Origin of the sequence: Dethiothermospora halolimnae (genome assembly GCF_037577855.1) — a bacterium.
Taxonomy (GTDB): domain Bacteria; phylum Bacillota; class Clostridia; order Tissierellales; family VENL01; genus Dethiothermospora; species Dethiothermospora halolimnae.
Window position 1 is genome coordinate 16776 of the sequence record NZ_JBAKFX010000001.1, and the last position, 15585, is coordinate 32360.

The following is a 15585-nucleotide window of genomic DNA, read 5'->3' on the forward strand; positions in this document are numbered from 1 at the left end:
ATCTCCTTTACATATTAATAATTCTCTCAGTCATACAATGAATATGATACTCTATAAGTTTATCTTTTTGCTCCTTTGATATTTCCTTTTCAGTAATCATTTTTAATATAAGTCCGAAGGTTGCAGACCATATTATTTGGGCTGTTAATTCTATTTCATTATCATCTTTACTATGAGATAGTTCTTTGATTCCTTCACATAACATACCTATCCCCTTATTTTTATGGGCAACCCCTTTAAAAAGTACCGATGTATGTTCAAGTATGCTACTTGAGTCATTAAGGAGCATATTTTTATATTTATCCGGTATTTCTAAAGCCATATATATATATCTTCTTAGTGATTCCTTCATTTTTTCTTTAGGGTCATTAGATATACCTTCAGCCGATAATAAAGTTTTTATAACCTTTTGATATTCCTTTTCCATAAGTTGATTTATTATATCCTCTTTATTATCAAAATAATGATATATAATAGGGGGTGAATATTCTATCATTTTAGCAATCTTTCTTATTGATACCTTATCTATCCCCTCTTTTGTAATAATCTCATTTGCTGCATCTAAAATAAGATTTCTTTTTTCCCTTTTCTCCCGCTCTTTACGTTCTTTTATTCCCAATACCTTTTCACTCCTTTTTAATTTCGTTAATATATTTAACACTGTTAAATATATTATACTCTTTTGATAAATATATGTCAATCCTTAATAATAAAACACCGGTGACTTTGTTCTACACCTCAAAAAAAGGAAATCCCAGTGGGATTTCCTTTTTTTGAGGTCTGTTTTATTATAAACAATGCATTTGACAGCAAATTTGTATTATATAAAGGTTTGACCCTTCATAAGAATAGATATTATCAAGTAAAAACAGTATCGGCTAGACATACATATATTTTAATTGATAATTATTATCATCTACATTTATATTATACTATTTGTCTAATATATTTGTCAATAACTTTGATAACTATTTTCAGTTTCTCCATATCCATAACATATTGCTTCTCTTGATAAATTGACTTAATAAGCCCACTTAAAGCTGGTTTCCCTTCAAATGAATTGTAAGTAAAAAATACACTTCCCTTTACCTGGGAAAAATTACTATTTAATGTAAGTTGTCTTTCTATTTCGGAAAATCCATGCCATGGACTATTTGGGTCGGGATTTCCTGCTCTATAGGCAGCTTGTCCAATATATAACTCAACATTAGTTCCCTTTGTGGTATCAACCCACCAATTTAATAATTCACTATAATCTGCTATGGAAAAGCCAATATGCCAATATATTTGGGGCACTATATAATCTATCATTTCTTCCTTTACCCATTTTCTAGTATCTGCATATTGCTTGTAGTATGACTGCATTCCCTTTGTGTTGCTACCTAATGGGTTTGTTGATTTATTTGCCCATATACCAAAGGGGCTAATTCCAAAGGAAACATCTTTAGAAGTTTCTTTGATTCTCTTAGAAAGTTCCCCTATAAGTATATTTACATTTTCCCTTCTCCAGTCATGAATATTTTCAAATCCCTTTCCATACTTTTCAAAGGCATCTTTATCATCAAAGTCCTTTCCTGGATAAAAATAATCGTCAAAGTGGATTCCATCAACGTCATAATTTTCCACTATTTCAATAACACCATCCATAACTAGTTCCCTTACCTCAGGAACACCGGGATTGAAGTATAGATTACCATCTGAATGTTTTACCACCCAATCAGGGTTCGCTATAGCTGGATGGAAAAAATCTAATGAAGCAAAGTCATGTTCCGGTTCATTGTACTTCTTCTTAGTTATCCTATAGGGATTAAGCCATGCATGTAACTGAATACCCCTTTTATGGGCTTCATCAATCCAAAACTTTAAAGGATCAAATCCATCACTTGGCATTACTCCCTGTTTTCCCGTAAGATATTTAGACCAAGGAAAATATTTAGAAGGATATAATGCATCTCCAGAGGGTCTTACCTGTAAAAATACAGCATTAAGTCCCATATCTTTTACATCATCTAAAATCTTAATTGCCTCTTTTTTAAGAACTTCTGCATCGGTAGTTGGCTTTGAAGGATAATCTATATTCAAAACAGTAGAAACCCAAAGCCCCCTCATCTCTTTTTTCTCTATGGTGTTCAAACTAGGTGTAGCAAAAGCTATAGTACTTTGAAATATAACCATAATAAGTAATATAGATATAATTTTAAAACTATTTTTCATAACATCCTCCTTTATATTTTTGTAAAGTCCTTTATATCTTATTTCGTCAGATTTAGGCAAATATCCTTTTAGTTTTTATTTTTTAATAAAAATAACTTAATAAAATAAAAAATGAGGAGCCAGATAACTTGGCTCTCCATTCTAAGTTTAATTTAAGTATTAATTAGACTCATTAACTTTAAAATTCTTTATATAATTATATAGTGTAATTGAATTTGAATTTAATTCTTCCGTTGATTCCGTTACACTTTGGGTAGCAGATGCCTGTTCATTAATGCCTATGGATATCTCCTTAGTTTTATCAGATATTTTTTCAACTAGATTAGAAGATTCCTTCATTGCAAGGGTCATTTCCTTTGTAGATTTTTCTTGCTTTATATAGCCCTCTAGGGTTTCTTCAGACATTAATGTGATCTTACTGACACCATCTGATATATTACCAAACTTAGTTGTTATGTCATCCATCTGATAATTAACTTCTTTTACATTTTCAACTGTAGTCTTTATGGCATTTTTCGATTTCTCGGATTCTTTTTGTATCTCTCCTAATATTGATTCGATCTTTTTCGTCTCCTCTTGACTTTGATTAGCTAGTTTACTAATTTCATCGGCTACAACTGCAAACCCCTTGCCAGCCTCCCCTGCCCTAGCAGCTTCTATAGCAGAATTTAATGATAATAAATTGGTTTGATCGGCTATACTTCTAAGACTATCTACTATCCCCTTTATTTCTTGGGCATTTTCATATAAAGTAGATATACTTTCATTGGTTTTATTTGAATCATTTACAGTGCTTTTAATGGATACTTCCATCTTTGCGACTATATCTTTCCCTGAACTAACAAGATCAAATATATCCTTAGCATCTTTATTTAATTCACGGAATTTTTCTGTGGCCTTTTCTGTATCCTCTAGCATATTTTCTGATTTTAGGTATGTGTCATTAACGAAATTAAAAACCTCTTCCGCATCAGACTGTATTAGATTTGTATTGCTAGCTAGCTGTTCTGTAGTAGCAGAAGTTTCCTCAGCCATAGCTGAAATATTAGCCGATGAATCCTGCATGGTATTAGCACCGACCTTTATCTTCAGTATCATCTCATCAAAGTATTCTAATATTTTATTGAAGCTTTTAGAAATAACCCCTATCTCATCTTCAACAATATATGGTATTCTTTCTCTTAAATCTCCTTGGGATACCTTTGTTGCTATCTCCTGTACTGTAATAAATGTATTATGTATATTTCTATTTAATAGTAATGCAAAGGTAACTGAAAGTCCCACAGCAGCTATAAACTCCATAATCATTGGAACAGTGAGATACTCAACTCTAGTATACCCAACCATGATTAGACCAAAGACACTGGAAAACATACCTAATATATAGACCGCTAAAAATATAAAGGCTATCTTTATCTTTTTTGAAAAACCTAAAAAGTTTAATGTCTTTTTACTATCTTTAACTTCATGAAGATTATAATGATATATTATATTTGAAAATTCATTTTCTGAAATAAGATAAAATATAGGTCCTTCAACTAAACCGGTAAATAATAACAATAATCCAAAGGCAATAATATCTTTAAAACTTGCCATTCCCATAGGTATAAGGGGCCCCACAGCCACTATAGGTCCTATTATTGAATATCTAAGAATGATAGCTATAGCATCAAAATATGGCATATTTATTAGTCTATTTTTTATATAGATACAATCATCTTGTCTAATATTATCCTTATCATTTTCTAATATGTTAAAAGCTTTTTTAAGATAGAAATGTCTTACTATAACATGGATTAACATTGTAACGGTAGAAGCTATTGTGGCAGCAATAAGGAAGGGCACTGGATTATTTCTAGCAAAATCAAATCCCATAATAGCGAAAAGTATAATAACCGGTACTGGAAATAGGTACGTAATCAACTCTTGCTTTGCCAAAATTCTTTTCATAATCTTTTTCGTATTCATAGATAACCTCCTTTAATTTTAAGTACTTTCGATAAATTTCGACTTTATATACCATTTTATTATACCATAATTTTTATATATTAGTAAATATATAAGCAAAAGGAAAGACCCACTCTAGTGGATCCTTCCTTTTGCTTATATTCTCCATAATGTTTACTTATTAAAATAATTAATATATCCAATCTGCCGGTAAGAAAAATGTCCAAGGTGCTGTAATAATAGCAATAGTCATTGCAATTTTAAATCTTAAGGCCTTTTCTTTAATATGCTTTTCAAATACAAGTTTATAATTAAATAAAAATATAAATCCTGCTGATACAAATACAGCACTTATTATTATTATTGAGGCAATAGGGTTAGTAAAAGGATGATAAGATAGGGCACCTACCACTTGATTTAATACTTTAAATTTATCCCCTAAAAGAATTATTAAAAATAATATTCCAGCCCCTATAAAATCTGCTAAAAATCCATATAGCCAAACCTTTAATATATTCTTTTTATAGAATATCTTTAAATTAAATCCCTTGTCCTTTAATTTATAAACATAAAAACAAATCATTATCATTAAAGAATCTATAACATAATTTCCTAAGATAGTTATAAATATAACTGGTGGAAAAAATAATAGAAACCATATAGGAAAAATTAAGTTATATAGTTTAGTTGTTTTCTTCATATTTTCTAAGTCCCCTTTTCTTTATTTATCAAATATATCCGATATTTTATGCTTCAATTTATTAACAATTGTTTCTTTCAATGATTTCTCGAGCTCTTCTGGATTAACCTTTGTTACTTTCCATGAATTTTCGACACAAATTTCCATAATTTCATTTATTATAAATCTATGCTCTTTATTTTCAGATCCCCAACTTAACATAAGAGTTCCAGTTTTTCCACCACTTACAATATATTCTATGTCGACTCTATTATCATCAATAAACTTTAAAATTATAACTGATATTAATGTTGAGCTAATCCTCATATAGTACTTTCCCTCATAATCATCATTGTATCTCCATCTTTATAGATGTATGAACTACTATTGTATTAATACAAATTTTTTCAATGAAAATATCTTTAATTTCTATTATGATAATCGTTGTAGATTTATATGCTATATTTGATTCTTATAAGAATCTAAAAAAAATAAACTGGAAATCCGTTAAAGATGATTAGTTTAAATAAGTCGCTAAAAATCAACCATAAAAGGTATAAAAAATATATATACTTATATTATTATCTCTATATTTCATCCTTAGATTCTTTTTAAATTTTGGACAAGTAGGTATCCAATCAGGGATAAATCCTGCAATTTATTATTCTGCTTCTATAACACACGGAATAGGAGAGATTTTTGTACTCTTTATAGTATTTATCTTTACAATGGAACAATTTATACTTTGGATAAAATTCTTTAAAAACAAAAATTTTGTTGAAGTAGAAAATTTCTATAAAAAATTTTTAACAAAAGTACTTTTACTCATTAGTTTGATATTACTATTTAGTGCTTGTTTTGAGGTGCTAATCTCAAATCGTTTAATAAATATTATATACAATTAAAATATAATAGGAGGATGATGAGGAATAATTATGAAAGTTAAAGTGAATTCAAACAACTTAATTATAAAGAAGAAAAAAGATCTTTCTCTAATACCACTATCGAACATTTTATACATAGAAAAATTTGGTAACATAAGTGTTATTAAAACTAAACAACACGAATTCGAAGTAAGAATAACTTTAAAAGATCTTGTTACACTATTACCCCAATATTTCATAAGAAGTCATAGATCCTATATAATTAACACAAGATTAGTAACAAAATTAAAACATATGAAAAACGATTTGTATAAAGTTGTTTTTAATATAGATGATTATGACTACGCATTTCTAAAGAAAAAAGAAATTAATAAAATAATTAATGATTAATACGTAAGGATATCATCGATTACAAAATAAATAATAGAGTTATATACAATAAAAATTAAAAAAATAAAAGTTAGCCTCAAAATATGCTTAATAAAACATATGACTTTTTGTAAAAAATAATACGCATTATACAAGAAAAATATCAATTCAACCTCCCTATGATGAAATCAATTATATATAATTGATTTCATCATAGAAAAACAAAAACCTATTGGCCAGAATATAGTAATTTAAGCGATCGTAAAGTTTTACAATCGACTAGATATGTGAAGATAAGTAAGGAGGGAAATATAAATGTCTTTAAGCTTAAAAGTAAATAATCTATATAAAAGTTACAAAAAACAAAAGATTTTAGAAGGTATTTCATTTCAAATCAATAAAAATGAAATAATAGGGCTTATTGGTAACAATGGTGCAGGTAAAACAACTTTAATGAAATGTATACTACAATTAACAAATATAGATAGTGGTGAAATTTTAATAAATAATATAAATATAAAAAAGAAACTTTGTTTTAAAAATGTTGGCTCCGTCATAGAAACTCCTAAATTATATGGATACATGACTGGATATGAAAATTTATATGCCCAATCTTTGCTTTACAATCATATCTCCAAGGATCACATCATTTCATTGTCTAAAGAACTAGGTATATACAATTCTTTAAACAAAAAAGTTAAAAACTATTCTTTAGGGATGAAACAAAGATTATCAATCGCACAAGCCCTATTAAACAATCCAATATTATTAATATTAGATGAGCCTATGAATGGACTAGACCCTCAAGGAATATATAAATTAAAGCAATATCTTAAAAAGATATCTAGAAATACTAGCATATTAATTAGCAGTCATATATTGTCACACATAGATTATTTATGTGACACAGTGCTTATGTTAAAAAACGGAAAAATTGTCAATTTAGATTTAAATAAACATAATAAAAAGTCTACAATATTCGAAACATCTAATTCTAAAAAATCAATGGAAATTTTAAATAATTTTAATAAAAATAGTAAATATATAAATTCACATAAAATAGCTGTAGAATTGAACAAAGAAGAGATACCTATTTTTATAAAAAAGTTAGTAAACAATAATGAAGAACTATTGAATGCTAATATTCAATATAAAAGACAAATTGGGTCTACAGATAACCTTTCTGATAATCTTAGAAACATATTTAATGATAATATTAAATTAAATTCTTATTATATAAATAACAATATTAACCCTAAAGAAATGAACTTGTGGAAATTTTTAGATGAAAGTAGTATACTAACTTTAATAATTATTATATATGGAATAATTACCTCTAGCTCAAATCTTCCTAGAGAAATAAATAATGGAACTCTAGGATTATTAGTAACAAAACATTATAAAAGAAAAGAAATTTTTTTTAGGAAAATTATTAAGTTTTGTACTTTTAAGTTTAATGCTATTTATTTATTTGTTTATAATCACATTTATAACTGGTATTCTATTATGGGGAATAGATGGTATTGATATACCAAAAACTATAATTACTTCTAATGGATTTAAAAAAATAAATATAATTGAAAGTTTAAGCTTCAAATATTTATCTTATTTCGTAACAATGTTAAATTTCACTGTGTTAGTTTTTTGTATTTCATCTATATTCAATAGTGTATCAGTTTCCTATGTTATTTCAATAAGTATTTTATTTTTCGGCGCCTCTCTAAGTTCCATATTTAAAAACTATAACTGGTACAAATATTTATATTTTAGTAATTTAGACATTAGTATTTATTTAGGTAATTACAACAAATTAATTAATGGATTATCTCTCAAAGAGACAATAATAAAGCAGTTAATATGCATGTTATGTTTTATATTTACCTCATTTTTTTTATTTAAAAGCAAAGAAATTAAGTCCAAAAATTAAGATGTGAACAGTTATTTAGAGATTATTTATAATATATTTAAAGGAGATGAATTTAAATGAGTATTTATTATATGGAACAACAAACATTTTCCACAAAAGATAAGTATCAAATATATGATACAAATAGACAACAAATATTAGAAGCTACTGGAAATAGATCTACCGGGACTTTCGATAGAGTTTTTGGGAACTTTTTTTCTATAGGATATACATTAAATGTAAATAATATAGAAGGAGAATTGGTATTTACACTTAATAAAAAAAGAGGATTTATTTGGAGTCATTATGATATGTTGGTTAATAAAGACCTACATGCTTCAATACAAGAAGAGAAAAGTTTGTTTAAATCTAATTTAATTATAAATAGTTCATTGGGTGAATACAAAGTTAATGGAGATGTATTTGCCAAAAACTTTACTATTAATAAAGCCCAAAATACAGTTGCAAAAATCAAGAAAAAAACATTCTCTTTTGGTGATAGTTATGAAATTTCTGTATATGAAGAGGATAATTACAAGTTATTCATAGCAACAGCTATAGCAATAGATAATTGTAAACATAATTAAATATAATTATCTGTATACTTATATATATTGCTTTTAATTCACTCTAAACATTTTAAATACTCGTATATATTTTTATCAAAATGAAAACTAAAAGGAATATATTATGTTTTCAAAATCAATAGAACTGTAAATAATTATGTATATATATCATTAAATGTTTACAATTCTATTGATTTATCCCCAGTTAATAAAAAATAGATACTTATATACTTTTGCATTTTTACTAACTAACTTTCTATAGTGCCGTAATAAAATAACAATGGATATTAAGATTTTTTTATTTTTATAACACCCTTTAAAAAACTAAAATATATTAGATACCCCCTTTATAATATCTATTAGCATATAGCTTATATACTCCTAAATGGATTATTATAAAAACAATTGAAATAATAAGAGCATATAAAGTCCCTATATCCCCATATCCATATGAACTATTAGTATAATAACTATATGCAATATTTATTATTACTGCATATAAAAATGGTATAAAGTAAATTACTAATATTTTTTTGATACCATTTTTTAATTTCATTTTCCCTTATTCCAATTCTATAAAGACTATGATATTTCTGTTTTTCATCTTTATACTCCATTTTTAATTTAAAATGTCATACTTTTTATCTAAAAGTAGGGGAACCATAATATTTTCCTTTACAGTTAAGCTAATAAGTAGGTTAAAGTCCTGAAACACCATGCCAATATTATTTCTTCTAAACAATGATAATTCATTCTTTTCCATTTTACATATATCTTTACCTTTTATCTTTATTTCACCTTTATCACAATTATCTATCCCCGACGCTACATTTAATAAAGTGGTTTTCCCACTTCCCGATGATCCCATAATACCTACAAACTCATTGTCTTTTAATGTTAGGTTTATATTATCTAATACTACCTTACTCACTTTTTTGTTGTTACTATACTTTTTATATACATTTTTTATTTCTAATATATTCATAATAGTTAGTCCTTTACTTTAATATTTTTTTAAACCTGGGACAAAGGGACAGTCCCTCTGTCCCAGGTTTTACTCTTCACCTATATAATCATTAACATCTACTAATTCAACCTCATCACTTTCTTGTAAAAATTGATTTAATAAGTATATATGGCTACTTCCTATTAAAACTAGTATTCTCTCTTCCCCAGATGATGCTAGACGACAAATGTTTGAAAAAAGAATTAAGTTACGTTGATACCACCATACTAACCAGTCAATGCCTACATACTCTCCTATATTACCAATACGAGCCATATTTATGTACTGTTTATGACTCCTTTTGATTTCACCTAGATTATTACAAATTTTATACATCTCTAATATACTTTTATTTGTATCAAGCTTAAAAATTTCTCCTTGAAAAATCTTATTAAATAACTCCGGTTGATTTGTTTCTGCCCAACCATGGACTTCTCCATAGGGTCTAGTGGCAACTCCTACTTCCATCCAGTCAATAGGATATACCCTTTCATGTCCTAGTTCTGAAGCTATAGGAAAGCCCACCTGCTGATCTTCCCTTGGTTCTAATTTAAGTTGTCCTTCTGTATATGCCTTATATTTATTATTGATAGTTTTTTCTTCTTCTGTAACAATTTCTAATGCAACTTTAGTTGGGTTAAAATCCTTTAGTCTATCTATGACTTCTCTTATTTCCCTTTGTCTCTTTTCAGACAAAAGATCATCTACTTCTGTGCTATACATATCTGAAGATTTTCTCATATGAAATGTACCCACTAGAAGTACCTTAGGCTTCGGAGAAGATCTTTTCATTTTCTGTACCCCCTTTCACTAAATATCCATGATAGAAGCTATATTGCCATATAAAATCTTTTCTATTTCCCCTTCATTGAAATCCGTTTGATTCAATATAGAAAAATATCCTTCATAATTACACTCAGGATAATCAGTACCAAATATTAAACGATCTGAACCAAACATTCTTAAGATACGATTAGTCTGTTTAATGCCATATAACATAACTAGCTCTGGTAATATAAATGAAATATCGACCCATGTACAGCCGGAAAAGGCATCTAGATATTTCATACCTCCCATATGGGCTGTAATAAATGTGATATCTGTAAATACTTTTATCATTTTATTGATTTTATCTGGGGCACAACTATCATGAAAGCCTGTCCTACAGGGATTGCTATGATACATAACAGGGACATCTAACTCTGCTGCTTTTCCCCATGTACATTCTTCCCCTTGATATTTAATAAATTCTAGTCTTTTATCTTCGGGTAATATATGTATATGGGCGTCTATTTTTCTAGCTTTATTCCAGTCCATATTATCCCCCTTAAAACAATATTATTTCGTTATTTTTTTCAATTATATATTCATTATAGCATATTATGGTAGTACCAGAAGACAATAAAAGATACTCAATAAATTGAATACCCTTATTTAAAACTATACATCTCTTTCAACTTTTCTATCATCTCAAAAACAACAGGACATATACTAGAAAACTCAATTATACTATACAAACTAAATAACCTATTCGGTTCATTTGTAAAGGGCTAATCCCTGCAATTCTCTGGTTTACATTTTTCAATCTTACAGCTATTATCTTTCCCTAAAAAACAGCAGGGCTCTTCCTTTACCCTATAACCATTGGGCGTCACTTTTATATACTTGTCCTTAAATTCTTCTTTTGTAATATTAAGCTCACTTGCAGCTGGTTCTATTTCATTTTCCTCAAAAGCTATGGAATAAACTTTACAACAATTTCTGCACTTACTACAATCATAATCTTTAAATAACTCTTCATGTAGCTTAGAAAACTAACTATCTATTTTAGATGGGTCCCCATGTATTTTTAGGTATCTTCTGAAAGCATAACTTCTGTTTTCAACTTTTTTAAACTCTTTTTCTACTTTTGATTTTACTTTACATGATAATATAGTCTATATTAGGGAGGTTTTTCTATGTTATTTAAAAAACTATTAATATTAAGTCTTGTATCGTTGTTACCTTTTACTCCTTTAAATAACAGTAATAATCTATATCAAGGAGTAAAAATTCCAATTCCTTTAAATAAGACATCTGATAATATTAGTTCAAAGGTCTATTCCATATTAAAGGATACAAAGACACCTTTAGAATCTGATATAATACATAATATAAATCAAAAATATGGTAATGATAATATTGTTAAAAATGGTTATAAATATTTTTTTAAACAGTTAAATGGAGGCGGTAGACACGAGCTTTCTATTCCTAAGAACAAAGTTTTAAAAGTTGACTATTATCTGTTAAATGACGGTGGGGATCTTCATTTAAAGATATATGATGATGATAATAATATTATAAAGACCATAGATCCAAATTCAAAAGGAACAATTGAAATTAAATTTCATAAACCAACCCATGTTCATATAGATACAATAGGTAAAGATACCCACTGCTATGTTAACGTGAAGTGGAATATTAAAAAGTAAAGGAATATATCCTCAGCTCCATAAATTTATTGAACTATGATGATCCTGAGATTATTTTTAAGGCTGTGGAGTAGGTTAGCTATCAACGGGCAACATGACGGGATAAATACCCTTTCTGTTAGGGGAGTAATTGATGTTGGTAACAAGGGGGTATCCCTAGTACTATGAAAATTAATTAAATTAAAAATCCTTCATAGCTAATATTATTTCCTTACTGATATCATAATAGGACTTACTAGAAGGCGTTGGTGTTGCTTGAATTACTACAACCGTTTTATATTGTGGATACACATTTACTTCCTGTCCTCCGAAACCACGACAACTATATCCATGGTTAGATAACCATAGGAGATAACCATACTCTGAATTTTTCAAACTGGATAATGTGGCCTGACGTATATATTCTTCTGATACAATTCTTTTACCTTTGAAAACTCCATTATTTAAAAGCACTAGTCCTATTTTCCCTAAATCCCTTGCTGATAAGTCTGAATTCGATTCCCCTTCCATTACTATATATGAAACATTATCAGGGCTATAGGGCCATATTTTACTTTTAATATTAAGGGGTCTATATAAAAATTCATTACAGATCTCATAGGAAGTTTTACCAGTAACTCTGCCAATTATGGCAGAAAGTAAGATAGCATCCCACTCTTTGTAGACAAACTTATTGCCTGGGCAGTTTGATACATCTATATCTGATAAGAAATCTACCCAATTATTTGATCTCATCATTTGAGTCATCATAGGGGAACTATAATGAATACCTGAGTTCCAATGTATACCAGAGGTCATTGTAAGTAAATGCCTAATGGTTATTACTCTATGATAAATATGTTTGTTGTAAGAAAACTCCTCTAAGTAATTACAAATAGGTTCATCTAAATTTTTAATAATTCCACGGTCAACACAAATTCCTATAATTATAGATACAATACTCTTCCATATTGATTTTATATTATTTTTACTATTTTTATTGAATTGATTATAATATTGTTCAAAAACAATTTTTCCATTTCTTATAACAAGAATACTGTTTACAAGTCTATACTGTTTTTGCTTTAGATAATCATCAATATTATTTAGAGAATCACTTTTCATATTTTCCTCTTCTGGTGTAGAAATCTGCCACTGGTTATCCATATAACCACCTTCCTATTATAGATTTTTTATTCCCCTTTAGTTCCTTAGGACTTCCAGTGGCAATAATACTCCCTCCGTCTCTTCCTCCTCCTGGTCCCATTTCAATAATATAATCACAGTTACTAAGTACCACTGGGTCATGTTCAGTTATAATTATAGAGTTTCCTTTGTCACAAAGTTCTTGTATTAAATACATAAGGTTTTCCCTGTCATAAAATGATAATCCTGTCGTTGGTTCATCGAAAATATATAGGCTATTTTTAACTTGTTTCTTAGCAAGCTCTTTTGCAAGCTTTATCCGCTGGGCTTCACCACCAGAAATAGTTGTTGTCTTTTGGCCTAATTTTATATATCCTAATCCCACTCTATTAAGAGTTTTAAGCATATTGTGTGTGATTTTATCTATATTTTCAAAAAACTCTACACCTTCTAAAACACTCATTTCAAGTACTTCTCTTATATTTTTATCATAAAGCTTTATCTCCAGTGCTTCTTCTAAAAATCCAGTACCACCACAATCTTGACACTCCATATCAATAAAATTCCCATAACCAACATGATAATGTATAACTCCCTCTCCCTTGCAGGAACCGCATCCGCCCTTTGAATTTAGACTAAACATACCTGATTTATATCCTTTTTTCTTGGCCTTTTCAGTATTAGCAAAGAGCTTTCTAATTCGATTAAAAATTCCAACATACGTAGCAGGACAAGATATTTTACTCCTTCCAATAGGTTTTTGATCAACTATAACACATTTATTTATATCCTCAAATCCCTTAAGGACAACCCCTTCAGATCTTTTATAGTTGTTATTTTCGAAAACCTTTTTTGGAGCTTTTATTTTTAAAACTTCTTTTAATTTGGGTACTAAAGTTTCCGTAATAAGGCTTGACTTTCCACTGCCGGATACTCCTGCAATTCCGACAATGACTCCTAAAGGAATATTTATCGAAATGTCTTTGAGATTATTTAATTTAGCATTTTTCATTGATATCACTTTATTTCTGTTAATGAATCTATACTTACTTTTAATTGTTATCTCTTTATCTCCTGATAGATATGGAGCAGTATTTGAGTGTCTACACTGGATAAAATCATTGTAGACACCTTGAAATATTCTATCTCCACCAAAAACACCCGCCCCTGGTCCTAAGTCTATAATATAATCTGATTTCTTTATAAAGTTTTCATCATGCTCTACTGCAATAACGGTATTACCTTTATTCACTAAATTTTTAATTATTCTAATAAGATTTTCCTTTTCAATCTCATGGAGTCCAATTGTTGGCTCATCAAGAATAAATATGATAGAATCCATATCTACAATTATAAATGTGGCTAAAAAGAGCCTCTGTACCTCTCCACCTGATAAAGTTGGAACAGGACGAGATAGGGATAAATGATGAAGACCTAAATCCATCATGCATTTAAGTTTTATAAGTATTTCATCAATTAAGCTGTTTCCATCGATTTCTTTGTTATACCTTTCTAAAAAATTATGTAATTCTTTTATATACATATTTTCTAAATCAACTATAGATTTTCCCGAAATTGTAGTATGTATAGCTTGTTGACTAAGTCCTGTACCTTTACACTTGGGACAAGTCGCTATGGTCAAACATTCATTTTCAATCAATAACTTGCCTAATCTACTATTTTTATTATTTACCCCTTTCAGTATCCAAGGAATAAACCCTGGAAATATAGTCTTTCCTCCATCTCCATATTTCAAATAATTAAATTCCTCAGTAGTCAATGTATTAACCTTTTGAGCAATTGATAAACCATGATATTTACAAAATGATTTCACCTTTTTCCCCGTAATTCCCCGCTTAGCCAATCCAAATACCAACTCATCTATTTGTTTTGATCTATCTCCAAAAAGCTTATCTTCATCAATTTTATGTATATGTCCTTTTCCTAAACATTTTACACACATACCCCTTGGTGAATTTTTTTGAAACATTGCCACTGAAAGGGGAATACCATCATTATAGTCCTCATCACGTTTTCCAAAGGTTGAGAAAAACATCCCTAGCATATTGCTAATTTTTGTACGGGTTCCAACGGTACTTCTTGGATTGGATTGACGAATAATCCTCTGCTCAACTGCCACAGTAGGTGAAATCCCTTGAATACTGTCGAAACTAGAAACAGTATCAATCATAAACTGTGTATCCGAAAACATAAGATACCTTTTTTTCCCTTCTTCATATAAAATATCAAAGGCAAGACTAGATTTCCCACTACCAGATACTCCAGTAATAACCGTCAATTTATTTTTAGGAATCTTTACATCTATATTTTTTAAGTTGTGGATATTCCCCCCGTGGACTTCAATGTAATCCCTCATTTTTAACCCCCTATTCTTTTTTATAAATCATTCTTATTTAC

General features: G+C 28.7%; 14 protein-coding genes and 1 pseudogene. 4 read left to right on the forward strand and 11 right to left on the reverse strand.

Annotated elements, in window-relative coordinates; genetic code table 11:
• Positions 1-7: 7 nt before the first annotated feature.
• From V6137_RS00065 to V6137_RS00085, 5 genes are all read right to left on the reverse strand, one after another.
• Positions 8-700, reverse strand: a complete 693-nt coding sequence (locus tag V6137_RS00065) for a TetR/AcrR family transcriptional regulator (protein ID WP_425445828.1) — start codon at positions 698-700, stop codon at positions 8-10.
• Positions 701-927: 227 nt separating this feature from the next.
• Complete coding sequence (locus V6137_RS00070) at positions 928-2214, reverse strand: glycoside hydrolase family 10-like protein (RefSeq protein ID WP_425445829.1); 1287 nt, start codon at positions 2212-2214, stop codon at positions 928-930.
• A 159-nt stretch (positions 2215-2373) separates the two neighbouring features.
• Positions 2374-4182, reverse strand: a complete 1809-nt coding sequence (locus V6137_RS00075) for a methyl-accepting chemotaxis protein (protein ID WP_425445830.1) — start codon at positions 4180-4182, stop codon at positions 2374-2376.
• Between the two features lie 169 nt (positions 4183-4351).
• Complete coding sequence (locus tag V6137_RS00080) at positions 4352-4861, reverse strand: hypothetical protein (RefSeq protein WP_425445831.1); 510 nt, start codon at positions 4859-4861, stop codon at positions 4352-4354.
• Positions 4862-4882: 21 nt separating this feature from the next.
• Positions 4883-5167 carry a hypothetical protein gene (locus tag V6137_RS00085; RefSeq protein ID WP_425445832.1) on the reverse strand — a complete coding sequence of 95 codons (285 nt, stop codon included), beginning with the start codon at positions 5165-5167 and terminating at the stop codon, positions 4883-4885.
• Positions 5168-5775: 608 nt separating this feature from the next.
• Here V6137_RS00085 and V6137_RS00090 point away from each other — a divergent pair.
• The 3 genes from V6137_RS00090 (at position 5776) to V6137_RS00100 (ending at position 8586) form a co-directional block, all read left to right on the forward strand.
• A complete protein-coding gene (locus tag V6137_RS00090) occupies positions 5776-6114 on the forward strand; it encodes a LytTR family transcriptional regulator DNA-binding domain-containing protein (RefSeq protein WP_425445833.1) in 339 nt (112 codons plus the stop codon).
• Positions 6115-6408: 294 nt separating this feature from the next.
• Positions 6409-7620, forward strand: a complete 1212-nt coding sequence (locus tag V6137_RS00095) for an ABC transporter ATP-binding protein (protein ID WP_425445834.1) — start codon at positions 6409-6411, stop codon at positions 7618-7620.
• 456 nt (positions 7621-8076) lie between these two features.
• Positions 8077-8586 carry an LURP-one-related/scramblase family protein gene (locus V6137_RS00100; RefSeq protein ID WP_425445835.1) on the forward strand — a complete coding sequence of 170 codons (510 nt, stop codon included), beginning with the start codon at positions 8077-8079 and terminating at the stop codon, positions 8584-8586.
• A 598-nt stretch (positions 8587-9184) separates the two neighbouring features.
• Here the strand turns inward: V6137_RS00100 and V6137_RS00105 are convergent.
• The 4 genes and pseudogenes from V6137_RS00105 to V6137_RS00120 all read right to left on the reverse strand — a co-directional run.
• Positions 9185-9550, reverse strand: a complete 366-nt coding sequence (locus V6137_RS00105; RefSeq protein WP_425445836.1) for an ATP-binding cassette domain-containing protein — start codon at positions 9548-9550, stop codon at positions 9185-9187.
• A gap of 69 nt (positions 9551-9619) precedes the next feature.
• A complete protein-coding gene (locus V6137_RS00110; protein ID WP_425445837.1) occupies positions 9620-10363 on the reverse strand; it encodes a DUF5694 domain-containing protein in 744 nt (247 codons plus the stop codon).
• 18 nt (positions 10364-10381) lie between these two features.
• Positions 10382-10888, reverse strand: coding sequence for an amidohydrolase family protein (locus V6137_RS00115; RefSeq protein ID WP_425445838.1), 507 nt, complete (start codon positions 10886-10888; stop codon positions 10382-10384).
• 233 nt (positions 10889-11121) lie between these two features.
• Positions 11122-11337, reverse strand: a pseudogene (locus V6137_RS00120) (YkgJ family cysteine cluster protein); the annotation flags it as partial.
• Positions 11338-11529: 192 nt separating this feature from the next.
• Between V6137_RS00120 and V6137_RS00125 the strand changes: the two are divergent.
• A complete protein-coding gene (locus tag V6137_RS00125) occupies positions 11530-12042 on the forward strand; it encodes a hypothetical protein (protein WP_425445839.1) in 513 nt (170 codons plus the stop codon).
• 180 nt (positions 12043-12222) lie between these two features.
• On the opposite strand, the gene V6137_RS00130 is transcribed toward V6137_RS00125, so the two are convergent.
• Together V6137_RS00130 and V6137_RS00135 are read right to left on the reverse strand one after the other, a co-directional pair.
• A complete protein-coding gene (locus tag V6137_RS00130) occupies positions 12223-13188 on the reverse strand; it encodes a serine hydrolase domain-containing protein (RefSeq protein WP_425445840.1) in 966 nt (321 codons plus the stop codon).
• Positions 13181-15544 (reverse strand): ATP-binding cassette domain-containing protein, encoded by a 2364-nt coding sequence (locus V6137_RS00135; RefSeq protein WP_425445841.1) that lies wholly within the window; start codon positions 15542-15544, stop codon positions 13181-13183. The genes V6137_RS00130 and V6137_RS00135 overlap by 8 nt, the downstream gene beginning before the upstream one ends.
• Positions 15545-15585: the final 41 nt, after the last annotated feature.